This window comes from Acinetobacter lwoffii (assembly GCF_024129595.1).
Classification (GTDB): domain Bacteria; phylum Pseudomonadota; class Gammaproteobacteria; order Pseudomonadales; family Moraxellaceae; genus Acinetobacter; species Acinetobacter lwoffii_O.
On the sequence record NZ_JAMXXS010000018.1, the window covers coordinates 20472 to 46133 of the forward strand.

The window sequence follows — 25662 nt, forward strand, 5'->3', positions numbered from 1 at the left end:
TTAGCATCCTTTATATTCAGGGGTACGCTTCTGCATAAAGGCTTGTACACCTTCCTTATAATCGCTTGAACGTCCAGCCAGACGTTGCAGGTCACGTTCCAGAATGAGCTGCTGATCCAGATTATTGTCGGCTGCAGCATGAATGGCTTTTTTGATCAGGGACAGACCATAGGTCGGTTGCTGCGCCAGATGCTCTGCCAATTTTTTCGCTTCTGCTTGCAGTTGCTCATCTTCAACCACTTGCCAGATCATGCCCAGTTGTACTGCGCGCTCAGCCGGAATTTTATCGCCAAGCATGGCAAGGCCCATCGCCTGGGCACGGCCAACCAGACGCGGCAGGAACCAGGTACCGCCTGAATCTGGCACCAAGCCAAGACGGCAAAAAGCTTGAATAAAGGAAGCCGATTTTGCTGCCACCACAATGTCACACGCCAAGGCAATATTGGCACCTGCCCCTGCTGCCACGCCATTCACCGTACAAATCACCGGTTTTGGCATTTCAGTAATCAGCTTGATCAAAGGGTTGTAATATTTTTCAATCGACAGGCCTAAGTCCGGTGCATCGGCATTCGGATCGACCACACGATCATTCAGATCCTGACCGGCACAGAAACCACGACCTTCTGCTGAAATCACTACGGCACGAATCTGGCTGTCTTTGGCCCAGGCCTTGATGACCTTGGAGACTTCTTGATGCATGGTTTCATTAAAGCTGTTGAGCTGTTTTGGACGGTTAAAGGTCAGGTAGCCCACTGCATTTTTTTCTTCGACAATAATTGTTTGATAATCCATTACACACCTCTAAATTCTGGTTTTCTTTTTTCTAAAAATGCATTGATGCCTTCCTGGCGATCTTGGGTCGCCGCCAGCCAGACAAAATGTTGACGTTCAAGTTTCAGTCCCTGACTTAAAGTCACTTCATGAATCGACTTTAAAGATTGCTTGATGGCACGAATGGCCAGCGGTGCCTGCTTGGCAATTTTTTCTGCCAGTTCCAGTGCGTATTGCACGGTCAATCCTGCCGGACAAACCTGGCTACTAATGCCATGTTGCAAGGCTGTTTGTGCCGAAATCATTTCACCAGTCATGGCCCAGCGCATCGTTAATTGCTGACCGACCAGACGGGCCAGACGCTGGGTTCCACCGGCACCCGGCAACATACCTAAACCGATTTCAGGCAAGGCAAACTGGGCATTTTCTCCGGTCAGCACCATGTCACCATGCAAAGCCAACTCGAAACCTGCACCAAAAGCATAACCATTTACGGCCATGATTAAAGGCTTGGAAAATTCATCAATTTTTTTCCAGAGCAGTGGGCGTTGGTCTTGCTGGATGCTGACCACATCTAACTGCGCCAGCTCATTTAAATCAGCACCGGCAGCAAAGCATTGCGTATTTCCGGTGATGACCACGGCTTTCACAGCAGCATCTGTTTCCAAGTCCTGTAGACAGGCTGCAATGTTTTGCAAGGTGGCATTGTTTAAGGCATTGCGCTTTTCCGGGCGGTTCAGCTCGATTAGTACCACACCTGGCTTAGGTGAGCTGGTTTTAATGTAAGTCATCCTTGAACTCCTGCTATGCTCGCGGTGCTGTAAATTCAGCTGTTATTCATCAAAACTGAGTCGAACATTGGCTGTGGTTGGACGTGCCTGACAACTCAACACATAGCCTTTCTGAATTTCATCTTCTTCCAGACTGTAATTCACCGCCATTTCAACCTGTCCCTCTAACACCTTACATTTACAGGTGGCACAAACTCCGCCCTTACAGGCATATGGCAGGTCGGCTCCGGCACGTAGCGCAGCATCTAAAATACTGTCATCCTGCTTAGAGACTTCAACAATCAGCTCGCGACCATCGAGGATGATATTGACGCGTTCTTCGCTGCGGCTTTCCATCTGCTGGGCGGTTGCTTTCGGTGCAGTACCCGTATTGAAGCGTTCCGTATGAATCTTGCTGCGTTGAATGCCCCAAGTCGGTAATACCGTTTCGACTGCTGTCATCATTTCTTCAGGACCGCAAGCGAAACAGTGATCTGCTTCGGCAGAAATCAGATTGGCCTGAAATAACTGCTGCAATTTGTCTGCATCAATCCGACCATTAAAGATGTCACTGTCATTCAGTTCACGTGAAAAAATATTTACCAGTTGCAGACGTTCCTTAAAACGGTCTTTCAAGTCCATGATCTGTTCAGAGAACATGGTCTGTTTCCAGGAGCGGTTGCCATATACCAGAGTGAATGTTGCTTCCGCTTGACGGTTCAACACCGACTTTACAATCGATAAAATTGGCGTAATGCCACTGCCTGCTGCAAATCCTAGATAATTCTGGCCACCAGCCTTGGCGGCTTTCTGAAAGAACACCCCTTGCGGTGGCATGACTTCTAGTACATCGCCCGCTTTGAGATGCGCATTGGCCCAGGTTGAAAACTGACCCTGATCAATTTTTTTAATCGCAATGCTCATGTCTTCCTGAGTATCACTGCAGATCGAGTAGCAGCGGCGCAGCTCGCCGTCATCGGTTAAATGACGAATGGTGAGGTGCTGACCCGGCTGATATTGAAAAGTATCCAACTGCTCAGGCGCGAGATCAAAGGCAATGCAGATCGCTTGCTCGGTTTGTGGCTGAATCGATTTAATGGTTAATGGTATAAATTGGCTCATGGCAAAATCCTTCTTTTAGGTGGCGGTGTTCAGGCTTGTTATTGGTTTACCCTGCCCACCGCGCAATCGTTACAATCAAATACATTTGAAATAGTCAAAAGTTTCTAAGCACTCCCGACATTGATATAAAGCTTTACAGGCGGTCGAACCGAATTCACTTAATAATTTGCTGTTGTTACTTAAGCACTGTGGACAGGTGATGCCATCGGTCAATGCCACATGCGTACCACAGCTATGTGATTGGCCTTGCGGCGGGGCAATACCATATTGCTGTAATTTGTGTTTGCCCGATTCACTCATCCAGTCCGTGGTCCAGGCTTGAGACAGGTCCACAATGACTTTGACCGGCGTCAAACCATTGGCCTCGAAAGCCTGGGTAATTTCTGCTTTTAATAAATCCGTAGCTGGACAGCCGCTATAGGTCGGCGTGAGTCGCACCACAATTTCATCCTGCTGATTCAGCTCGACGCCACGAATGATACCCAGATCAATCACTGACAATACCGGAATCTCTGGATCAGAAACCTGCTGTAAAACGTCCCAACATTGATCTTCTACGTGTCGAATCAGATTCATGCGACTCACTCCCTGTGATTGTGCCGAATTACCAGTTCATGTTTGGATATGAGCGCTGCATGTATTGCAGTTCAGCCAAAACAAAACCGAGATGTTCTGTATGTAAACCCTGTTTAGCCCCACTGCGATAAGCACCCAGCTCTGGCAGGCTTAATTCAAATCGCGCCAGCTCGGCTGTAATGGTCTCCAGCCACTGGACTTTTAAATTTTCAATCTCTGGAATGACACCGCTATCGACTAGTTGTTTTTCAGCTGCCGTCAGAACAAAAAGTTCTTCGGTAAAACGCCATAACTGGTTTAGACCTTGCTGGGTTTTTTCATGCGCTTCTGCGGTACCTAAACTTAAGCGTTCCATCCAGGTGGTGGAAAAACGCTGGTGATATTTCACTTCTTTGAGTGATTTCACTGCAAAAGCAGCTAGTTCAGCATGCTGACTTTGACTTAAGGCGCTAAACAATAAAGCATGGTAGTGATCCATCAACCACTGGCGTACCAAGGTCTGGGCAAAGTCACCATTCGGCTGTTCACACAGCAGTAAATTGCGGTATTCACGCTCGGTGCGGAAATAAGCCAGCTTGTCTTCATCACGACCCTGTCCTTCCACTTCACCCGCCAGACTGAGGGCAGTACGTGCCTGACCCAATAAATCCAGTCCAATATTGGCTAAGGCAATATCCAGCTCCAGTTCAGGTGCATGACCACACCACTCTGCCAAACGATGAGACAGGATCAGTTGACTGTCACCCACATGTAAAAGAAATTCTGCCAATACTTGATTTGTCATAATCTTCACCTTTCCCTTTACATGTGCTCGATGCCAGCTGGAATGTTATAAAAGGTTGGATGACGATAAACCTTGTCCAAAGCGGGTTCAAAAAACTCTGCTTTTTCATCTGGCTGGGAAGAGGTAATCAATTCAGATTTCACCACCCAGATACTGATGCCTTCATTGCGGCGGGTATATACATCGCGGGCATTTTGTAGTGCGACTTCCTCATCCGGCGCACGCAGGCTGCCGACATGACGGTGACTCAGACCCTGTTTACTACGCACAAACACTTCATAAAGTGACCAGTTATTTTTGTTATTCATGAGCAAATTTCCTTATATTGATCAAACTATTTTTTAAGCAACTTTTTGTGCTGCTGACTGTTGCTGCTGTTTCTGCGCATAGACGGCTGCTGAATCACGTACCCACTTGCCGCCTTCCCAAGCTTTGCGGCGTGCTTCAATACGCTCATGGTTACACGGTCCCTTGCCTGCAAGAATCGCAAAAAACTCATCCCAATTGATTTCACCAAATTCGTAATGTCCGGTGGCTTCATTGAATTTGAGGTCTGGATCTGGAACGGTTAAACCCAGCTGTAAGACTTGCGACACGGTGTTATCGACAAATTTCTGACGTAGCTCATCGTTGCTGAATAATTTAATTTTCCACTGCATACTTTGTGCACTGTTCGGTGAATTATCATCACTCGGACCAAACATCATCAGTGCCGGCCACCAGAAACGGTTCACGGCATCCTGTGCCATCTGCTTTTGTTCCGGCGTACCATTAGCCAGTTCCATCATGGCTTCAAAGCCCTGACGCTGATGGAAACTTTCTTCCTTGCAGACGCGCACCATGGCACGTGCATAAGGACCATAAGACGTACGGCACAGCGCAACCTGATTGACAATTGCTGCACCATCCACCAGCCAGCCAATCGCGGCAACATCGGCCCAGCTCAGGGTTGGATAGTTAAAAATTGAAGAATATTTCATGCGACCGGCAATCAGTTTATCCATCATGTCATCACGATCCGCCCCCAGGGTTTCTGCAGCGCTGTAGAGATACAAGGCATGACCGGCTTCGTCCTGAACTTTTGCCATCAGCACGGCTTTACGTTTTAAAGTTGGTGCACGGGTAATCCAGTTGCCTTCTGGCAACATGCCCACCACTTCAGAGTGTGCGTGCTGACCGATCTGACGAATCAAGGTTTTACGATAAGCATCCGGCATCCAGTCCTTCGGCTCGATGGAAATATCCTTTTCAATCTTTTGATCGAAGATTTGTTGTTGATTATTCATTGTTCCCTCACTTATCCCAAGTGTTGATACACTCAAATTAAAACGATACGTAATTAAAATCAATATCTATTTATTGGTATCATTTAGTTTTTATCACTTATTTTTAATAAATATTTGTTTTATATAATTTAATATTTTTTATTTTATTGTTATGCATTTTTAAATACAGATTTATGATTGACATTTTCAATTTTTCAACACAAATTATGAAACATCAAAATTAAAATACATCTCAAAACGTATCATAAATGGAGTTTTTACAATGTTAGAGTTAGACAGCAGCTCAAGCACAACGGATTATCAAGATACTGCATCAACCCATAATCCTATTGCCATCAAAAGCTTAGCTTCACTGGTGTACGGCCAAGAATACACAGCGCAAGCCGATTTACGTACGGTTTATCATGCCATTAGCGGTGAAGCGGTTTATCAGGTCGGCAGTCAGGGCATCGATACCCAAGCCGTGGTGAAGTATGCCAAACAAAAAGGCGCGGCTATTGCCACATGGACCTTCCATCAACGTGCCAATGCACTGAAGCAAGTGGCACAATATTTGATGGAACGCAAAGAAGACTTTTATGAACTTGCCAAAGCAACCGGCTGTACCCGTAAAGATGCCTGGATTGATGTTGAAGGTGGGATTGGCACCTTATATGCCTATTCAAGTTTGGTGCGTCGTGAACTGAGTGATGAAACAGCATTGGTGGAAGATGCCTGGATTCCGCTTTCTAAGCAAGGTAGCTTTGGCGCGAAACATATTCTGACGCCTAAAGCCGGTGTCGCCGTGCATATCAATGCCTTTAACTTTCCGATCTGGGGCATGCTGGAAAAAATCGCACCGACACTGCTGGCAGGCGTACCCTGTATTGTCAAACCGGCCACTGAAGGTGCCGAGCTGACTCATGCCGTGGTCAAAGCCATTCATGAAAGCGGTTTCTTGCCAGAAGGTTCACTGCAGCTCATTTGCGGACAGGTCTTTGATTTATTTGATCATTTAAACCCTCAAGATACGGTCACTTTTACCGGTTCTGCTTCAACAGGGCAAAAACTGCGTTCGCATCCACATTTAAATGCCTACTCGATTCCATTCACCATGGAAGCAGATTCGGTCAATAGTGCAATTTTGACGGCGCAAGCCAATGATGAAACGATTGATTTATTTGTCCGTGAAGTTTTCCGTGAAATGACCACCAAAGCCGGACAGAAATGTACCGCCATTCGTCGTGCCTTTGTGCCAGCCGAGCTATTGGATACAGTACAAGACCGTCTGATTGCAAAACTGAAAAAAGTGGTTGTGGGCGATCCGGCTCAAGAAGGCGTCAGCATGGGCGCTTTGGCCAGCGTCAAACAGAAACACGATGTCGCGGCAAAAGTTGAACAGCTCAGCCAGGATGCAGAGATCGTATTCGGTAGCCACTTACGTCAGGACTTTAAACTGCAAGTACAAAATACTGAGAAGTCTGCATGCTATCCACCGACAGTCTTGCTATGCAAAGCACCAGCTCAGGCAGAAAATATTCATAAGATTGAAGCCTTTGGGCCTGTAGTGACTTTAATGCCGTATAGCGACCTCGCTCAGCTGGCTGACCTGGTGGCACGTGGCGAAGGTAGCCTGGTGGCATCCATCGTACGCAATACCGATGAAAATATTGAACAACTGCTCAGCAAAATTGCGCCATGGCATGGTCGTGTCCATATTCTGGATGCTGAAAGTGCCAAAGAAAGTACCGGACATGGCTCTCCATTACCTTTACTGGTTCATGGTGGACCGGGACGTGCCGGTGGCGGTGAAGAACTCGGCGGCTTGCGTGCAGTCAAACATTATATGCAACGTACTGCGATTCAAGGCTCGCCAAATGCCATGACTCAGGTCGGCCATAGCTGGACGGCTGGAGCTCAAGTCTTTGAAGACCGCGTGCATCCTTTTAAAAAATCATTTGATGAATTGCGTATCGGCGAGCGTTTGCTGACTGCACGACGTAGCGTGACCGAAGCGGATCTGGTGAATTTCGGCTGCCTGAGCGGTGATCACTTCTATGCACATATGGACAAGATCGCTGCAGCAGAATCGCTGTTTGGTGAGCGCGTAGCACATGGCTATTTCGTGGTGTCTGCCGCGGCCGGTTTATTCGTTGATGCCGCCCAGGGCCCAGTCATTGCCAACTATGGCATGGACAACTTGCGCTTTGTAGAACCGGTGAAAATTGGCGATACCATTCAGGTAGAACTGACCTGTAAGCAGAAAACCCCAAAAGCACTGCGCGATCCGGCACAGAAACCACATGGTGTCGTGGTCTGGGATATTAAAGTGAAAAACCAGCGCAATGAACTGGTTGCAACCTACGATATTTTAACGCTGGTTGAACGTGGCTAAAAATTCATACCCAAAAAAAAGGAATCATTATGATTCTTTTTTTTTGTCTTTAAAAATTATTTGTATCTATTTTCAAAAACAGATTGACGTCTCTCTATTTAGGCTCTAGATTAATTAAATACGATACAATATAAAAATAACAAGCATATTAAAAGTATCAAATAAATATCTCAAACGATCAGCACAGGATGTTGCATGATGAATGATAAATCGCTGAACCTAGAAATGGTTGAAAGGACGATTCAACCAACAAATCAAAATTTTGAGCCTACACCGACAGAAACGGCTGTGCCGCTGTCTGAACAGATTGAACCGCCACCGGAAAGCAGCACCTATCAATGGTATGTGGTGGTCATTTGTATGGTGGCTTACATTCTGTCATTTGTAGACCGTCAAATTTTATCGCTCATGATTGAACCGATTAAAGCCGATTTAATGCTGAGCGATACCCAGTTCAGCCTGTTACAGGGTCTGGCCTTCTCCTTGTTTTATGCCATTATGGGTCTGCCCATCGCAGCATTGGCGGATCGAAAGTCCCGGATTAAAATCATTGCAACTGGGATTGCGTTTTGGAGTCTTGCCACAGCGGCTTGTGGTCTCAGTAAAAACTTTATTCAAATGTTTATTGCACGTTTGAGTGTGGGTGCCGGTGAAGCTGCGCTTTCCCCTGCCTTTTATTCAATCGTTGCCGACTTATTTCCGAAAGATAAATTAGGCCGTGCACTCGGTGTATATGCGATTGGTGCCTTTATTGGTTCGGGCCTAGCTTTCCTGATTGGCGGCTATGTGATTGGCCTGCTAAAAGATGTCAGCTTCGTAGCCTTACCCCTCATTGGTGAAGTGAAAACCTGGCAACTTACCTTTATGATTGTGGGTCTTCCAGGCGTATTACTAGCCCTACTCATGGTGCTGACGGTGCGTGAACCTGCACGTAAGGGTATGAAAGTCGATCAGGATGGCCAGGTCATTAAAGCCTCTTTCAAAAATTCGATTGGTTTTATCAAGACACATAAAAAGACCTTCTTCTGTCATTTTATTGGCTTTTCTTTTTACACCATGATGCTGTATTCGCTGCTGGGCTGGGCACCTGCCTATTACATGCGTAATTTCGGTCTGGATGCGAGTCAAACCGGTTATATCCTCGGTACGATTATTCTAGTCGCGAATACTTCGGGTGCCTTATTCTGTGGCTGGTTGATCGACTTCTTCTCGAAACGTGGCTATAGCGATGCTGCAATTCGTACCGGTGCGATTGGCTGTGCAGCGCTGATTATTCCGAGTGTGCTGTTCACTCAGGTCGATAATATGCAGCTTTCATTTGCGCTGATTTTTGTGGCGATGTTCTTCTCCACTTTCCCGATTCCTGCATCGGCTGCTGCTACGCAAATGCTGACACCAAACCAGCTACGCGCACAGGTATCTGCCAAGTTCCTGCTGGTTTCAAACCTGATTGCCTTAGGCATCGGAACCACCGCTGTGGCATTAATCACGGATAAATATTTCCAGAATACCTTAATGGTTGGTAACTCGATCTCGATCGTCAATGCGATTGCCGGATTGATTGGTTGCTTCCTGTTGTACAAGGGCTGTCAGTATTATCGTGAGAGTATGAAAGTCGAGAAACTGGCTGATTAAAATGGCTGGATATCGCTAAATCATCCTAAGCTTCACTTTTAAAGGCCTTTAATCCACATTAAAGGCCTTTTTATATCAGCCCAAAAAGTTCAATTTTCAGGTACTCATCATTCAATTCCGATCCAGCCTAGACAGGCTGCCTAAAAAAACGTATAACACCGTTTTAAATTTACAGGTGTGCACCGTTGAAACTTGTGCTTGCTCCCATGGAAGGCTTAACCGATCCGATTATGCGTGATGTGCTGACATCCGTAGGTAGCTTTGACTGGTGTGTGACCGAGTTTATCCGTGTCACCGATTCCCTTCTGCCCGATCATATTTATCATACTTACTGCCCGGAACTGTTGAATGATGGCAAGACGGCGGCAGGTACACCGGTACATGTCCAATTCTTAGGAAATAATCCGGAGATGCTAGCAGCGAATGCCGCCAAAGTGGCAGCCATGGGCGCACCGGCAATTGACATGAATTTTGGCTGTCCGGCCAAAACCGTGAACCGTCATCGTGGTGGTTCAGTCCTGCTCGATGAACCCAAAGTCGTGCATGAGCTGGTTAAAGCCGTGCGTGATGCAGTGCCTGCGCATATTCCGGTTTCCGCCAAAATGCGTCTGGGTTATATGGACCGTAATTTCATGCTGGAAAATGCCCATGCCATTGAAGATGCAGGAGCAGCATGGGTTACCGTTCATGCACGCACCAAAGCCGATGGCTATACTCCACCCGCTTTTTGGGACCAGCTACAACCGATTCGTGAAGCACTCAAAATCAATGTGATCGCCAATGGTGAAATCTGGAACAATACCGATGCCAAACAGTGCCGACTAGAATCCGGTTGTGAAGACCTGATGATTGGCCGTGGTGCAGTGACCACACCCGACCTGACTCAATGTATCCGTCAAAACTCGGATGCACCTTTGATGAAATGGAATGAACTGCTACAACTGCAAATTCGTTTTATCAACGGCCCAGCCAAAACTGAGATCGGGATGGTCGGTCGTTACAAGCAATGGCTCGGCATGATGTCGAAACATTATCCTGAAGCCAAAGCATTATGGGACGAAGTAAAACGGATTAAAGTTCTGGCCGAAATTACCGAAAAACTAAAAGCTTCAAATATTTAAAACCAAAAAGCCTTTGAATCATTCAAAGGCTTTTTTTATAGGCTCGTAAAAGCTTATGACTGCTTACGCTGCTTTGAATACCACTTCGAAATAAATCCAATCACAAAGTATGAATAGATTAATTTCTACTAGCAGAACATCCATATTCTAATTTTTCATTTGTTTTAAATTTTTAGATATTAAAGTTCTTTCATAAATCATTTTTTATAATCACTACAAAGGAAATTCCCTCTCCTTGTAGGAGAGGGCTAGGGAGAGGTTTTACCCCTCACATCACATTGCGAGGCAGTGCTTCTTATCCCAGAGGGAGAAGAAGCTTTTAATATTCATTTAAATATCAATAGAACGATCATTTTTTGATTTATAAAAGAGATCTATGGATGCGTTCGCTCAATATTTAACAGGATTTCTTTTTTATCCAAACCGCCGGCAAATCCTACCAGCTTGCCACTGCGACCAATCACCCGATGACAGGGTGCAATAATCGAAATCGGGTTTTTGCCATTGGCTGCACCCACGGCACGTACCGCGTTCATATTACCCACCTGTTCAGCAATGTCGCGATAACTTCGCGTTTGTCCATAGGGAATATTCAGTAAAGCCTGCCAGACTTTTTTCTGAAAATCAGTACCGGCAAAGTCCAAAGGCAAGTCAAAAACATTGCGCTGACCAGCAAAATATTCTTGGAGCTGGCGTCTGGTTTCAATCAATACCGGATGCTGCGGATCTTCAACCAAGGTCGCCAGTTTCACCCGATTCGGCTGTTCACAATCCCAAAGCACGGCCACCAGCGCGGTTTCATTCGCGACTAGTCGTAACTGACCTACGGGAGAATCCATATAGAGATAACTTAAGTTCATGATGGCGCCCTGTCCCAATCACTGAGTTCATTTTCTATATTAACCCAGTACCGAGACAGGCAGAAACAAATTATGAAGAGGATACTTTCATCAGCACCAGACCGGAAATGATGAGTACAGCAGCCAGCATACGCAAGGCGGTAGCGGGTTCACCCAGAACCCAAATACCGATGAGAAATGAACCCACTGCACCAATCCCGGTCCAGATCGTATAGGCTGTACCTAGCGGCAAAGTACGCATCGCATAAGCCAGCAAAGCAAAACTCAGTACCATGAAGACAATGGTAATAATACTTGGGGTAAGTCTGGTAAATCCTTCAGACAGCTTCATCGAATATGCCCAAACGATTTCAAAAATACCCGCAAGAATAAGTACGATCCAGGCCATGCAGCCTCCTCCTTTTATATAAGAATCAGGCCGTCCTGACGATTTTTCCTGTAAATTCCGATACGTAATTCACAAGGGAGGTCGTTCCTCCTAGGTGTAAAAATTTGATAAAACCGCGTTTCAGCAATCTGGCTATTTTTACAAAACATCACTTATCGAGATACAACTTAACTTTGTCTTACTCAAATCTTCACGACATTCATGGCTACTCTGGTTATGCTAGATTTTGAAAATGCCAAGTCAGAAATAGTTCTAATAATCGGGCAATTCATTCACAACAATTACATGAGAATGGACTCAGAATATTAAGTTATACACATCAATTAAATTTAAACTTTGTCTGGAGAAATTACATAATGAAACACAAATATACGACACATTGATCACTTTTTGCCTAGTTCCATTATCAATCTATGGTGAATAAACAACCACCGAACACAAGGGTTATAAACAATAAAAAAGAACCCGATTTGAGTTCTTTTTATACAAATTTTGTCTAAATCGCAATCAATCAGGCTACAAATGATTACATTTTATGCAACATATCCATATGGTTATCAACATAGATATCTACACACTTATCCATAAAGTTATCCACATATTTATGCACTTATGAGTTTTTAACGATTACAGTTGAACCTGCCCTACTCTCGCTAATTCCGCACGCATTTCATCAATCACAGCTTTATAATCCGGCTTACCAAAAATAGCTGAACCAGCTACAAACATATCGGCACCCGCTTCGGCAATTTCACGAATGTTGCTTGGCGTAACGCCACCATCGACTTCCAGACGAATATCATGACCTGAAGCATCGATCAGTTTGCGTGCCTGACGCAATTTATCCAAAGTCATTGGAATAAATTTCTGTCCGCCAAAGCCCGGGTTCACGCTCATGAGCAGGATTTGATCGACTTTATCCAGCACATAATCCAGGTAATGCAATGGTGTTGCCGGATTAAATACCAGCCCCGCTTTTGCACCACCTGATTTGATCAACTGTAAAGAACGGTCAATATGATCAGAAGCTTCTGGATGAAAAGTAATGATATCAGCACCCGCTTCAAGGAAATCCCCGATCATGCGATCTACCGGCTTAACCATCAAATGCACATCAATGGGCGCCTTGATCCCATAATTTTTCAAGGCCTTACAAACACCTGCACCAAAAGTCAGGTTCGGTACATAATGGTTGTCCATGACATCAAAATGAACAACGTCTGCACCTGCTTCCAACACATTCTCGACTTCTTCACCTAAACGGGCAAAGTCAGCAGATAAAATAGAAGGGGCAATTAAATAAGGCTTGGACATGGGAGAACCTGGCTTGTTGAAATTGGATTTTTCCCATTATATCAAATCCGCTCCGGCTACTGTGATTCGATGTTGCAAGATTAAAACGCTGTGTAACGCTTTGAGGCTTATGCCGGCATCACCGCTTGGTTTAAAGTACAGGATAATGATGAATAGTGTAGAAGACTGATGAAAAGTATTGCCCATATCCAGACGCAACAAGCTTCACGAATTGCCAAACGCCTGGCCAATCACTGGAAACATAAATTTAATATTGATGAAACCGAACAAAATTTCCTGATTCATTTTCCAAGTGCGGAAGTGAACCTGATCCCAGAGGCAGATCATCTTACCGTAACGATTCAAAGCACAGATGAATTTACTGACCTGAATAAACTCGAAAATGTCGTGCTGGATCATCTGATCCGTATGGGACAGGAACATCTGACTGCCGACTGGCAAAGATAGGGACTAAAATGCCTTGATGATCAAGGCATAGCAATGATCAGAAACTAAATACGATGATCCGCCTGATCATTAAAGGCATGAATACGCTGAATTCTTTTATCCAGTTCGGGATGTGATTCCAGATATTTTTTAAACTTCCCGATCAGGCGAATCCATTTCAGTTCGGTTTCTGTCAGGTGTTAGTCTTTTCCATCGATATTGAGGGTGAAATTTTTCATTTTTAAGGTTTGCAATTCCTCTGCCAGTATTCTGGCATTTTCCACCCGCTGCAAAAAATTAGACAAGTGAATACTGGAAATCTGCTGTTGATGCAAATGCTGCATGGCATAGTCATCGGCATCCAGTTCAATCGCCTGCGAATATCCGGCATCGGTCAGGACCACTACAGATGCGGTGACCACATCACTTAAATCTCCAGTTACCAAGGCAAACAGTCCCGCCACACCCAGATTAGAAATCACTTTTTGCATGCTGTGCTTCTGTACCAGATGGCCTTGTTCGTGGGCCAGTACGGCAAGGACTTCCTCATCGGTGCCGCTGATTTTCACCAGTTCATCGGTCACAATAATGGTGTTATTCGGGATGGCTGCGGCATTCATGCCCATGCTTGATCCACCTTGACGGAAAATAATTTTTGCAGGTTTTCCTACAGCAATCTTTTGTTCATACAAAGTTTTTAATCGCATCTGCTGTTCTTCCGGTAGTGTACTTGGTTGGGTCTGGGCAATTAACTGCTGCTCTGTCCGGTTGCCTACTTCAACCAGAGTCTGCTCCGGAAGGAGTTTTGCCAGCTGTTTGGCGCTATAAGGAATCCCCCATTTTAAAATAATAATCACTGCACTAATCACGATGATCATGGAAAAGAAAATCAGGATCGGTGAACGTTCAAACTCCCAGATCGCATGATAAATATCTTTATGTTTAATTCTGAGCCAATGCGGCACTTTGCTTAAAAACTCAATCCGACGTTCTTCAGGTAACTCAATAATCGGTTTACGACCACCGACACCCCCAATATAAGCCATGTCCGGATAAGCAAAATAAAAATCTGCAGCGCTAACTTGTGCTGGAATATCCTCATCAAGTTTCAGGGCAATCCCTTGTTGCTGATCCGGTACAATCCAGGCACGACGGGCTTCAGCGAGAATTCCATCATAAAACTTAACTTCGACAGGTCGTTTCATCACATTTACTCCTATAGCGACGCATCGAAATCAAATACGTCCAGGATTTCATCGGCCAAGGCACTTGGGTCAGGTTGCAAGATATGCTTCAGGTCAGTTTCATCGTCTACTACATAGAGTTCTAAGTGTTTTAACTGATATTCATATAAACGGATGACAGCCCAAGGTGTCATTAAGCCCAGACTAAGAACACGTATCATCCAGTTGCTCAGCACAATCCAGCTATAACGCCATGTCGTGACCCGTGTTTTAAAGTAACTTTGACCAAGCTCCACATGATTCCAGGTAATGATGTATAAACGTGCAGAAATAATCGGCCAGACCAGCGCCAGACAAAGCAGATAGCTAAGCAGTAAACCCAGACTAAACAAATTGGTTCCAATCCGGTCCACCCAGTACACTACTGCTGCAAGCCAGCCAATACCAACCAGCAGGCAAAGACCAAAGGGCAGATAAACGGCAGACATAAATTTGGACCAGTTAATATTCAGCTTGAATTGCAGCTGACCAATCGATAAATGATTAAAGCAATAGCGTTTATAGAGCCAGATCATCACCGGACTAAACAGCAGCAAAGTAAAGATATTGATCAGGATGGCCAGAAATAAGACCCTATAAGCCTCACGGTTGCTGCCATTAAAATAAAAACGCACATTGCCATATTTGCTATTTCGGGCCTTGAATTTCAGGGTCATCCGAATGAGCCAGGGCAGACACAGTGCAGCGACCATTAATAAAGAACTGGTGGCAATGATTGAATAGTTGGTCAGTACAACGGTAACCAGATACAGCTCCAGTGCAAACAGACGACCCAGCAGGATCCGGCTCGGCATGGCCACAAAGTCGAAGCGATGGTTTAAAAATTGGGTATTGCCGTAGAAGTAGCGCATACGGCGTGCTTTGGCCCAAGGGCTGTACAAGGTCAATGTCACTATGGTCAGCATCAGATTCACCATCCAGATACCAAAATATTCGGATGCACTGCCATGAAACCTGAATCCATAACGCTGATATTTCGGTCTGACCGAAGGCGTGGCTTCAGTCGAAAAACTTGAAGCAGCTGGAAATAATGGCTCAGTAACACGAATACCGTCTGCTGTCTGCTGCATGACGACCCCAATTTTTATACTTTTATACATCTGATATTAAAAGAAAAACCCCCAGAATGTAAAAACATTTTGGAGGTTTTTTAATCTTTTTAGTACTGCTAGATGTGTGCAGTCTTACTTTAAGGATTTAACTGCACGGCATGGAATTGCAAATGGTCATCTACGAAACTTTGAATAAAGTAATAACCATGATCATAGCCCTGATGTTCACGCAAAGTTAGCGGCTGGTTTACGGCATTACAAGCTTGTTGAAACAGGGCTGGATTAAGCTGACTATAGAACTGGTCCGAAAAACCCTGATCAATCAGGATATCGCTAAATAATGCGCCCTTTTCCTGAACCAAAGCGGTCGCATCATGTTTCAGCCATTCCTCTTTCTCAGTACCCAGATAACTCGAGAATGCTTTGTCTCCCCACGGGCACTGGCTCGGTGCACAAATTGGTGCAAAGGCTGAAACAGATTTGAATTTTTCTGGATATTTAAATGCCAGGGTCAATGCGCCATGACCGCCCATAGAGTGGCCGAAGATCCCGATCTTACCGGGATGGATCACGAACTCCTCAGTGACCAGTGCATAGAGTTCATCGACAATGAAGCTTTCCATTTGATAGTGTTCAGCCCACGGTGCCTGAGTGGCATTAATATAAAAACCTGCACCCTGACCAATATCCCAGTTGTCGCCTTCTGCTACGCCTTCACCACGTGGCGAAGTATCCGGTGTAATCAGGATCAAGCCAAGTTGCGCCGCCAGACGCTGTGCATGCGCCTTAATGGCAAAAGTTTCTTCAGTACAGGTCAAACCTGCCAGATAGAATAAAGCAGGACAACTGTGGCCCTCTAAAGCTTGAGGCGGCAGAAAAATGCCAAACTTGGTCGGTGTTTTAAGATAGCGTGAATCAAAACGATAAATCCGCTGTTCACCTTCAAAGCTTCTATTGTTCTGTATAAGTTCCATGGCTATTCCTTATTATTACAACCGGTCTGTGGATGACATTAATCTAGGGAGATGCTGTTGCCGTACTAGTCTGTGGAAATAAATGCTGCTCCAGTTGTGGCAACATCAATTCCATATTCTTGCCAATCACCCATTGCGGTTCTGATGGCTCAAAACCTTGAGCCGATTCCCATTTTGCTACGGTATCTGTGGCCTGGGCGAACGCGCTTTGCAAGCTGCTATTTTCACGCATGGCTTCATCAAAGAACGCACGACCAAAATAGGTATAATCCGCTTCATTCGAACAGCCAAAAGACTGACGGTCGGCTGCCGAAGCCGTAATCACCAAGGTATTATCATTCTGTAAAGCTGAAGCAAAACTGCCTGAAAAACATGCCGAGATCACAATCACGCGCCAGCGTATGCCTGATGCATCCAGTGTCTCACGCAACCATTTTGGATCGACTTGTGCCAGATCCAGCGGGGCATTTTCCATTTCAAATACATTCGGCAAACCGTGAGAGGTCATATATAAAAACAACACATCACTTTCCCGGTTCATCTGCTGCCCCATACGGCGTAATGCCAGCTCCATACTGGTTTTGGAAGCAATCGGCATGGTGGTACGTGTCGCTGGATGATTGACCAAGGCAATCGATCGGCCAAAAGTACCAAAACGGGTATCAAACTGTTCTTTAATCCGCTCGACTTCAGAATGGAATACATCCTGATAGCTCGCTCCAGCCACTCCCATGAAATACCAGTGCGACTGTGCGAATTCACCATATTCGATATTTTCCAGCGCTTTGTTCAGCAGAGTTGGCTGGGCATAGAAAGCATCTTCGGCAAAACTCGGTGGAATTTCTTCGACTTTCCAGATCGGCTGATCTTTGACTGAAATCTGCCAGACCACCAGGGTAAACAAGGTCGCCAGCATAATCAGGGCACGTTCCCACCACGGCCATTTTAATTCACGTGAAATCACCCAGACCACTGCCAGACTTTGCCAGACAAACAGCATGACAAAGAGCGTTGGAATATAGTCGTAGAGGATATACGGCAGATAATCCAGATCACCCAGATACTGGATCAGGCACTGGAACAGCATGATGTGGGTATCTAATACCAGCCACAACAAGGCTGGCACCAGCATCAAGCGTGGATTATTGACCCGCTGTGAAAGAAAAATACCGACAATCAGGGCAATAAAAGGCCAAAGCGCATAACTGATCAAACCTTGAGAGTTAAAATCTCCCATACGGCCTGAACTGAGCCAGCTAAACAAACTGTTGGCGCAGCCACCCAAGATCCCCCAGAACACCAATTGCATGATGGATGGACGGACCAGTTGTAAAGAACGCCTCGACCCCAGAAATAACCACATCCCGGCAATTTGGTTGCTCTTAAAATCGTGCCAAAAATTAATGGAGGGTTTAAAGTCGATCATAGGATTTCAAGGAGATGAGTGGCTCGCTAATGTGCTGAATAAGTTTATGCTTGATAAGTATTTAATCAATGCTAATTTTAAATATATAACAAATCTTTGCTTAATAAAGAAGCCATTATCCTATTCAGCTACAAGTTCATGCTGAAAATACGCATCAAAGCGACAAGCATCGCCTTGCCATTGATGATTTGGCTCTTTTCCAGCCAGAAATACCGCCAGACGCGGACGTTTGACCACGACACGCTTGCCAATTTTCTGTGCCAGTTCTAAAAGGTTATCGCCCAGATCCATTTCACCATCTTCAGGCAATAACATATGCAACAGCTGCATCTGTTTTTTGACCTGCGCCTGCTTTTTGACTGCCTGCTGGTTTTGATCCCGCTGTGGAAACATTGGATCAAGATAAACTACATCGACAACTTTATGCTGCTGGGCCTGTTGCTGCAGATAATCGGCTGAATCAGAAAAGACCAAATGAATCCGTGATACGACCTGACTCAGGAATGCATCCGACTGGGCACGTGTATGGCTATCTTCAAGCAAGGTGAACAGAATCGGATGCCGTTCAACCAGGGTGACTTGCGCACCTAAATGTGCCATCAACAGACTGTCATGCCCTAGACCCGCAGTCGCATCGACTAAGCTTGGTTTTTCACTTAAATTACAGGTGCGTGCAATCATTTCCGATTTCAACGATGCGCGTTTTAAACGCCCGGTTTCCGCTTGCCAGTCCGGTTGCATCTTCATGCCGTTGGCACATAACCAGAGTCCGTCAGCATCGACACAGAGTGCCAGTTCAGGATTTAAACGGAAAAAACGTGCATTGAGTTTTTCAACAGTTTCAATCTCGACCTGCACCCCACGAGAAGAAAGCACAGCCTCAAAGTGCTGTGCTTTCTCTTGATAGTCAGATTCGGTATATAAGCGAATCGCGCTTACCATAGTTTCCAACCCGTATAGGCAAATAATAAAATTAGCAGACCCGAAGCAATACGATACCAGGCAAAGATCATAAAGTCGCGTTTGGCCACATAAGCGACCAGCGCTCGGATTAATATCAATGCCGAGATAAAGGAAACCAGAAGCCCAACTCCGATCACGGTCCAGTCTTCAGTCGTATTTAAGACATCATAGCTTTGATAAAGATCCAGCAGGCCAGCACCGATAATGACCGGAATACCCAAGAAAAATGAGAATTCAGTCGCTGCCTTACGGGACACACCTAGGAACATTGCACCGACAATGGTTGCGCCTGAACGGGAAGTTCCCGGTATCAAGGATAAAACCTGAATCAGGCCAATCCAGATCGCATCTCTAATGCTGAGTTCTTCAACTTCATGCACACGGACTTGTGGTGGATTCTTTTCAATCCAGATAATGATCAAACCACCGACGATCAAACCAATGGCGATGGCAATATCATTAAACAGTAATTGTTTGACAGTTTGTCCCAAAGTCAGACCAATCAATATAATCGGAATAGAAGCCAGAATCAGGCCAATGCCTAAACGGCGACCTTGCGGTTCACCGCTGACAATCCCGGTCGCTGCACCCCAAAGACGTGCCCAATATTCATAAATAACGGCAGCAATTGCCCCCATCTGGATCGCGATGACAAATACATCACTCTTTTCCTTGGTCCAGAAATTCATTAATTCTGATGCCAAAATCAAATGACCGGTACTGGAAATAGGCAAAAACTCGGTGATGCCTTCGATAATACCCATGATGGCCGCTTTGAGTAGCAGTAAAAGATCCATGCTTTATCCTAATTAATTATGCTTTGCCTTGTTCTGGAATTTTTTTCCACGCGTTATCGCGTAAATATACGGGTAATGCCAATTCTGCACTCACCCAGTTTTCTGCTTGCGCCGCTGCACGTGCAATGCTGGCAATATCCTGTGCGGTCGCATGCACATCTTTATAAATTGAAGTTTCGCTTTGTACCAGTTCAGCACCTGAACCTACCGGGGTAAACCGTACAGCTTGGCTGCCTTCTGCATAACTTAACAGTTGCTCATCATCGACCGGTTGCATAATCCCTTGTGCATCCAGTTGATAGCTTGCGATATAAACTTCGCTCATGCGGGCATCCAATACCGCAGACACTTGCGTGAGGCCGTGTAAACGATAGGCTGCTTGTGCCAAAGCCTGCAAAGTTGACACCGGAATCACCGGCACATCATTTGACCAAGCCAAGGCCTGAGTCACGGCAGCATTAATGCGGACACCGCTAAAAGAACCCGGACCACGACTAAAGGCAATCGCGGTCAAATCAGCAATGGCCAGCCCAAGATCTTGCAGACCTTGTTCAATCATCGGGAGAATCGTTTGCGTTTGTGCCTTGGCGCGCGCATCAAGCTGAAAAAATAGTTCTTGAGTATCATCGATTACAGAAACGGAACACTGCTCATTGGCAGTCTCCAATGCCAGCACTTTCATGCACAACCTTAATTCAGAGAATATAAAAAACGCGGATATGATACTCCACTCATATCCGCTACGCGAGATTTTCCCGAAACAGATACAAAAATGCCTAGAAAATCTAGGCTTATGATTCACTTATTAAAAGAGTGCCTTAGAGTTGCACTTCTTCCAAGTCCTGAAATTTCTGAAAATGCTCGGCATAATGCATGGCACTCATTTTCAGTTTCTGAATGCTGTCCTCATCCAGCGTTTTTACCACTTTACCGGGTGAGCCCATCACCACTGAATTATCTGGAATGATCTTGCCTTCCGGAATCAAGGCATTGGCACCAATAATACAATTCTTGCCAATCACGGCATTGTTTAGAATGACTGCTTGAATCCCGATCAGGCTGTTATCGCCAATGGTACAACCATGTAGCATGGCCTGATGCCCAATCGTTACATAATTACCGATCTGCATCTCAATGCCGGCATCCGTATGCAGCACTGCATTTTCCTGCACATTGCTAAAGTCACCCAATTTAATTTTACTGTTATCTGCGCGCACTATAGCACCGAACCAGACACTGACTTGGCGTCCAAGCTCAACTTGTCCAATCACTGTGGCCGTCGGTGCCACCCAGCCATCCCAGGGCTGATGTATAGCGGTAGGTAAGTGTCCCTGAAATTTGTACAACATTGATAAAATCCTATTCAATGGTTAAAAAAATTTGGAGCGTTTAAACGTTGGAGAATTAAGCAAGAATGGCCAGTCTTTTTTATAATCCAGCCCATATTGAAATAAAGAAATCAACATACGTGCGGTCAAGCCCCAAACCACTTCATTTTCTATCCGCATACTCGGAAAATATAAAGATTGCTGAGCAAAGCGAACTTCATAAGGTGTGGGCGTCACTTCAAGTAAATGCTGCAATGAGGCAAAGAAAATCCGGTCGATTTCCGTCGGTTGTGGAATCAGCTTCACTTGCGGAGGAATCAGTCCCACAATCGGTTTGACCAGCATGCCATTGCGGGCTTTTTGCATGGGTAAATCACCCATTAAATGTACATCAAAAGGATTGAGAGCCGTTTCCTCATAGGCTTCCCTTAAAGCCACCACAATATTACTGGTATCTTGCGGATCGCGCTTGCCACCCGGAAATGAGACTTCTCCGGCATGATTATTCAAATAAGCTGAACGGCGCGTCAGCAATACTTTCGGGTCAGCTTCATCTGTAATTGCAATCAACACGGCAGCATGCGCAGATCGGATACGCTTGGAAAAACGTAAGCGTTGCTGCAACCTTTGTGTCAATTCACATGCATCCATTCTCTCAGCCCTGACGATGATCATAATTTCATCATAGCTGATTTTAGTCGGGGCGGGAGAGAAATGATGCCAAATTTTGCTTTTTCAGTTATCCTGAGCTTACTTTTATCATTGATGATGAATATGAACTTCTGTGTGAATTGTGGACATAAAACCACTGCTAAAATTCCTTTGGGCGATCAGCAAATTCGCAGCGTATGTGATTCATGCGGCTCTATTCATTACATTAATCCGAAAGTGATTTGTGGCGCTTTAGTCTTATTCGAAAACAAAGTACTGTTGTGCCGTCGTGCCATTGAACCACGCTACGGCTTATGGACTTTACCTGCCGGCTATATGGAACTGTTTGAAACCATGGAGCAAGGGGCTGCCCGGGAAACCCGCGAAGAAGCCGAAGCTGAAGTAGACATTGAACAGTTGTACTGTATGTATAACATTCCACGTATTGGTCAGATTTATGTCCTATTTAAAGCCAATCTGATTGATGGAAAATTTGGTGCGGGTGAAGAGACCATCGAAACACGTTTATTTGATGAAGCAGATATTCCCTGGACTGAACTTGCCTTCCCGAGTGTAGAACATACCCTCAGACATTATTTTGAAGACCGTAAAAATAATATTTTTCCAATGCATCTGGAAACATTAGGCACGCGTCTAGACCATACCGGTTAAATCTAATATGCATAAAAAAATCCCATACTAAGATGGGATTTTTTTATTTTTAAAGAATATTATTTAGCTTTGACTTGATAGCAATCCGCGAGCTTAAACTCAACCGAACCACCGTTTAGCTTTGCCAGGCTAATATCTGCCGGTGTTTCACCCTCATTGTTATTATTATAAACTTTTTGAAAACTCGCATAGGTATTGGCCCATTGTACCCCATCACCTGCCGAATTCAGGAAAGTTACACGCCCATTCTGGCCGACATTAGTATCTAACACATTAGACAAATTGAGCAGTGCACCACCGATCACAATCGAATCCCTAGAATCCGGTGAAGACTGGATACGTGAGTCTACCCCTACCAATGCGCCATTGATATTACCAAACTTTTCATTGGCCAAAATCAGGCGCATGGAAACCGCTTTATCAGCCACAAATGCACGTCCCAAAGTTCCAAGGCGATATTGTTGTATGCCTTGATGATCTAAGAGCGTAGCTGCCAATACATCACCTTGACAGCCATTCACCGGATCAGTCGCAAAATTACTAGAGGATTGCATATTGGTGCGTACATCACCATTACTGTCAATGACGATTCCTAAAGTAATTGGGCTGACAGTGGTATCTGTAAATTTAAATTCCAGATTGGCATACATTGGGAAGATATATTTCTCCTTATCTGCCACGTTCTGCGCTGTTTTAAAGACCTGACGATCCAGATAACTAATCGGGAAAATCTTATAGAGATCAACGCTTCCCGTATAGTTTTCACCATCGGCCTGCAAACGCCACAACCCCAAGTTGGCTTGATCGGAAGTATCCAGCGATTTTTTGTCAGTCACCACCTTATAGAAAGCTTCTTTACCCGCGATCACATAATCATTCAATAATCTGCCTTGATACAACTCAAGCTGAGTCGCATTATTTACGACATTCAGGCGGTAAGGCGTGTTAATGGTTTTACTGGTTGGATGAATCCATGAACTTTGTGGATCAGCGGTCATTTGTACCGGTTTCACCTTACGGATGAGTTCAGCATTAACTCCCCCTAAGGAGGATAAATTTTCTTTCGCCACTTTTGACTGAGTATCACGCCATTGCAGGCCACTGCCAAAGGTATAGCCCTGGCGATCGGTAATCAGCATAAAATGGCCAAATAAATATTTAGTATTCTTATTCTTAATATCACAAGGGCTTTGATTACAACCCACCAGTCCATCTGAACCCGTCAGGTTACTTCCAATCACGCCGGATGTTGAAAATAATGAAAATTCTGGCTGATACACAGCTGCGTTGGTAATCGTCACCAGTTTTTTGACTGTGGTAAAAGCAACCTCATCCGAAATTGTGCTGATATCAACAAAATCTTTGATTTTAGTCGCCAAATCAGTATCAGTCAGACTAATATTTCCACTGATTTTAGCCAAATTTTTGCGCATGTCTTCAGTAATATATAAAGGTTGCACATCAGATGGATTAACAATACTTCCCTTTTGTAGTGCCAAAGCTTGCAGAATTTTAACCAGACGCATGGCCACCTGAACGGTAGGATCATTAGGCACCAAATCCCCTACCGGACGTCGAGCAATCCCAGTTGCAATATCGATTACACTTAAACGCGGCAGCTGGGTCTGGGCACTAAAACTAGCATAATCGCTGAGTTTAATTTGACCTAAATTAATCTTGCGCGAAGCAAAACTTTGAATATAAAACTCAATATTATCCGTCTTTTGACAGGTTCCAGAAGCAACCCCATTTTTACTGTCAAATAACGTAATAAAGGTATTTTCTGTATCGCTACTACAGTTAAAGTTCAAACCATCGAGCGGGTATTCCAGCCCCCATTCCACACAGTTAGTTGTACCCGGGGTACAAGTACCATTGGTCGTGGCTTCATCGTTTTTTTCTGGAATGACATTGGCACTTTCCCCACCACACCCGCTCAGTGCCGTTAAAAGTGTGGTTAAAGCGAATGGAAATAATATTTTATTTTTCATCTTTTTGTACTCGAATAGTCCTTATCGAATGGCGACTAATTTTAGTTGTCCATGATTTGTCAGCATCTTGTCTTCAACATCTATCGCGGAGGCCAAAGGCGTCAATAATATATATCCACTTTGAGCAGGAATCTGGAGAACCCCTTCGATACGCTCATGTTGAATAATATTCGCCTGTTCTTCCTGATTTTTATAACCGCCCGCTCCTTCAAGCACACAACCACGACTGTCTAAAAATACAACAAAAGGCCAATAATACGTTGGATTTTTCTGGCTAGAGGCATAAGAGTTGATCTGAATATTCTGGATATCGGATTGAAGCTTTACCACTTCAAAATCAAATTCGTCTGCTTTAAGAGGCGCACGAGGCCAGAGGTTAACTGCTTTTTTAAGGCTGATTTCTTTCGCTTTTTTAATTTTTTTATCATTAAAACATTGCTTGCCCAAGCTATCAATGGTCTCCGGCTGTGAAATACGATAATAACTTTGAGCCAGTACTACAGGACCGGGATCTACTTCTGGCGTTTGAAACAAGGATTTTAATACGGATTGTCCCACCCCTTTTTCACGTTCAATTGTCTGGATCCGGGTAGTTCCAATATTTTTATCTACTACTCCTTCGGGCATGCTATAGAAACGTTTTTTGCCTTCCAAATTAAATTCTTTATTTTCCAGATACTCACTATCCACATATTTAATGCCTTCAACCTGGCTAAATCCCGGTTTGTGTATAGTAGCAACAGAAGATTCAGTTCCAGCATCAGGATTTTGAATAGCTTGAGATTCCGGTTTTAATTGTGGTTTAGACTGAATCTTTTCTTGCGCGGTATGTAATTGTACTGGTTGTACAACCATATTATGGTCATGCTTAAGTTTAACTTGCCTATTTTCTACGACGGGCAATTTTTCTATGTTTTGTCTTACAGTTACAGGCTGAACTATTGCAGCTTCTACTTTTTTCAACAATCGAGATTTGTCTTCAGTTTTTTTCTCTGCATTATTACGGGGTACGACTAATGGTCGGCCATCTGGACCAATAATCGTAATAAATTCTTTAGCGCTTGTATAAAAAGACACGGATACCAGATTTAATGCCAGTACCGCTGTCAATCCAACGTTCCTTGTCTTGATCATTTT

General features: G+C 44.7%; 26 protein-coding genes. 5 read left to right on the forward strand and 21 right to left on the reverse strand.

The features are described 5' to 3' along the window. From paaG to paaA, 7 genes are all read right to left on the reverse strand, one after another. On the reverse strand, positions 1–792 hold the full coding sequence (gene paaG, locus NI466_RS09740; protein WP_253173435.1) for a 2-(1,2-epoxy-1,2-dihydrophenyl)acetyl-CoA isomerase PaaG: 792 nt from the start codon (positions 790–792) through the stop codon (positions 1–3). Beyond that, positions 792–1562: an enoyl-CoA hydratase-related protein gene (locus NI466_RS09745; protein WP_005104871.1), complete on the reverse strand. Its 771-nt coding sequence runs from the start codon at positions 1560–1562 to the stop codon at positions 792–794. Before NI466_RS09745 ends, paaG begins: the two co-directional genes overlap by 1 nt. Positions 1563–1604: 42 nt before the next feature. Then, positions 1605–2663 (reverse strand): 1,2-phenylacetyl-CoA epoxidase subunit PaaE, encoded by a 1059-nt coding sequence (gene paaE, locus NI466_RS09750; protein WP_180087426.1) that lies wholly within the window; start codon positions 2661–2663, stop codon positions 1605–1607. A gap of 75 nt (positions 2664–2738) precedes the next feature. Continuing rightward, entirely contained in the window at positions 2739–3239 is a 501-nt protein-coding gene (gene paaD / locus NI466_RS09755) for a 1,2-phenylacetyl-CoA epoxidase subunit PaaD (RefSeq protein ID WP_253173436.1), read from the reverse strand. A gap of 28 nt (positions 3240–3267) precedes the next feature. Beyond that, positions 3268–4023, reverse strand: a complete 756-nt coding sequence (paaC, locus tag NI466_RS09760) for a 1,2-phenylacetyl-CoA epoxidase subunit PaaC (RefSeq protein WP_253173437.1) — start codon at positions 4021–4023, stop codon at positions 3268–3270. Between the two features lie 17 nt (positions 4024–4040). Further along, positions 4041–4331, reverse strand: a complete 291-nt coding sequence (gene paaB, locus NI466_RS09765) for a 1,2-phenylacetyl-CoA epoxidase subunit PaaB (RefSeq protein WP_004279183.1) — start codon at positions 4329–4331, stop codon at positions 4041–4043. A gap of 33 nt (positions 4332–4364) precedes the next feature. Further along, positions 4365–5309: a 1,2-phenylacetyl-CoA epoxidase subunit PaaA gene (paaA, locus tag NI466_RS09770; protein WP_004646055.1), complete on the reverse strand. Its 945-nt coding sequence runs from the start codon at positions 5307–5309 to the stop codon at positions 4365–4367. A gap of 262 nt (positions 5310–5571) precedes the next feature. Between paaA and paaZ the strand changes: the two genes are divergently transcribed. The 3 genes from paaZ (at position 5572) to NI466_RS09785 (ending at position 10439) form a co-directional block, all read left to right on the forward strand. Beyond that, positions 5572–7683: a phenylacetic acid degradation bifunctional protein PaaZ gene (paaZ, locus tag NI466_RS09775; protein WP_253173438.1), complete on the forward strand. Its 2112-nt coding sequence runs from the start codon at positions 5572–5574 to the stop codon at positions 7681–7683. 195 nt (positions 7684–7878) lie between these two features. Then, on the forward strand, positions 7879–9318 hold the full coding sequence (locus NI466_RS09780) for a spinster family MFS transporter (RefSeq protein ID WP_253173439.1): 1440 nt from the start codon (positions 7879–7881) through the stop codon (positions 9316–9318). A 185-nt stretch (positions 9319–9503) separates the two neighbouring features. Then, positions 9504–10439 carry a tRNA-dihydrouridine synthase gene (locus NI466_RS09785; RefSeq protein WP_253173440.1) on the forward strand — a complete coding sequence of 312 codons (936 nt, stop codon included), beginning with the start codon at positions 9504–9506 and terminating at the stop codon, positions 10437–10439. Positions 10440–10813: 374 nt separating this feature from the next. On the opposite strand, the gene NI466_RS09790 is transcribed toward NI466_RS09785, so the two are convergent. The 3 genes from NI466_RS09790 to rpe all read right to left on the reverse strand — a co-directional run bounded on the left by NI466_RS09790 (position 10814) and on the right by rpe (position 13001). Then, positions 10814–11299, reverse strand: coding sequence for a methylated-DNA--[protein]-cysteine S-methyltransferase (locus tag NI466_RS09790; RefSeq protein WP_253173441.1), 486 nt, complete (start codon positions 11297–11299; stop codon positions 10814–10816). 70 nt (positions 11300–11369) lie between these two features. Further along, entirely contained in the window at positions 11370–11687 is a 318-nt protein-coding gene (locus NI466_RS09795) for a DMT family transporter (protein ID WP_004279177.1), read from the reverse strand. Between the two features lie 627 nt (positions 11688–12314). Then, positions 12315–13001, reverse strand: coding sequence for a ribulose-phosphate 3-epimerase (gene rpe / locus NI466_RS09800; protein WP_164542798.1), 687 nt, complete (start codon positions 12999–13001; stop codon positions 12315–12317). A 168-nt stretch (positions 13002–13169) separates the two neighbouring features. Here rpe and NI466_RS09805 point away from each other — a divergent pair, with 168 nt between their 5' ends. Continuing rightward, entirely contained in the window at positions 13170–13448 is a 279-nt protein-coding gene (locus NI466_RS09805; RefSeq protein WP_004730701.1) for a DUF2218 domain-containing protein, read from the forward strand. 179 nt (positions 13449–13627) lie between these two features. Here NI466_RS09805 and NI466_RS09810 read toward each other — a convergent pair whose 3' ends face one another. From NI466_RS09810 to NI466_RS09850, 9 genes are all read right to left on the reverse strand, one after another. Then, positions 13628–14632, reverse strand: a complete 1005-nt coding sequence (locus tag NI466_RS09810; protein ID WP_253173442.1) for a M48 family metallopeptidase — start codon at positions 14630–14632, stop codon at positions 13628–13630. 11 nt (positions 14633–14643) lie between these two features. Then, positions 14644–15741 (reverse strand): YjgN family protein, encoded by a 1098-nt coding sequence (locus NI466_RS09815; protein WP_253173443.1) that lies wholly within the window; start codon positions 15739–15741, stop codon positions 14644–14646. Positions 15742–15860: 119 nt separating this feature from the next. After that, positions 15861–16697 (reverse strand): S-formylglutathione hydrolase, encoded by an 837-nt coding sequence (gene fghA / locus NI466_RS09820; protein ID WP_253173444.1) that lies wholly within the window; start codon positions 16695–16697, stop codon positions 15861–15863. Between the two features lie 43 nt (positions 16698–16740). Further along, on the reverse strand, positions 16741–18123 hold the full coding sequence (locus NI466_RS09825; protein WP_253173445.1) for a C13 family peptidase: 1383 nt from the start codon (positions 18121–18123) through the stop codon (positions 16741–16743). Positions 18124–18243: 120 nt separating this feature from the next. Next, on the reverse strand, positions 18244–19065 hold the full coding sequence (locus tag NI466_RS09830; RefSeq protein WP_290446001.1) for a class I SAM-dependent methyltransferase: 822 nt from the start codon (positions 19063–19065) through the stop codon (positions 18244–18246). Further along, on the reverse strand, positions 19059–19883 hold the full coding sequence (locus tag NI466_RS09835) for an undecaprenyl-diphosphate phosphatase (RefSeq protein WP_253173446.1): 825 nt from the start codon (positions 19881–19883) through the stop codon (positions 19059–19061). Before NI466_RS09835 ends, NI466_RS09830 begins: the two co-directional genes overlap by 7 nt. 16 nt (positions 19884–19899) lie before the next feature. Further along, positions 19900–20565 (reverse strand): tRNA (adenosine(37)-N6)-threonylcarbamoyltransferase complex dimerization subunit type 1 TsaB, encoded by a 666-nt coding sequence (gene tsaB, locus NI466_RS09840; RefSeq protein WP_180038494.1) that lies wholly within the window; start codon positions 20563–20565, stop codon positions 19900–19902. A 136-nt stretch (positions 20566–20701) separates the two neighbouring features. Further along, complete coding sequence (locus NI466_RS09845) at positions 20702–21229, reverse strand: gamma carbonic anhydrase family protein (protein WP_180038541.1); 528 nt, start codon at positions 21227–21229, stop codon at positions 20702–20704. 24 nt (positions 21230–21253) lie between these two features. Continuing rightward, positions 21254–21862 carry an NUDIX hydrolase gene (locus tag NI466_RS09850; protein WP_180038493.1) on the reverse strand — a complete coding sequence of 203 codons (609 nt, stop codon included), beginning with the start codon at positions 21860–21862 and terminating at the stop codon, positions 21254–21256. 123 nt (positions 21863–21985) lie between these two features. Between NI466_RS09850 and NI466_RS09855 the strand changes: the two genes are divergently transcribed. Then, entirely contained in the window at positions 21986–22534 is a 549-nt protein-coding gene (locus NI466_RS09855; RefSeq protein WP_161785319.1) for an NUDIX hydrolase, read from the forward strand. 59 nt (positions 22535–22593) lie between these two features. Here NI466_RS09855 and filF read toward each other — a convergent pair whose 3' ends face one another. Continuing rightward, a complete protein-coding gene (gene filF, locus NI466_RS09860; RefSeq protein ID WP_253173447.1) occupies positions 22594–24525 on the reverse strand; it encodes a putative pilus system protein FilF in 1932 nt (643 codons plus the stop codon). A 21-nt stretch (positions 24526–24546) separates the two neighbouring features. Then, positions 24547–25659, reverse strand: coding sequence for a putative pilus assembly protein FilE (gene filE / locus NI466_RS09865; protein ID WP_253173448.1), 1113 nt, complete (start codon positions 25657–25659; stop codon positions 24547–24549). Between the last annotated feature and the right edge of the window lie 3 nt (positions 25660–25662).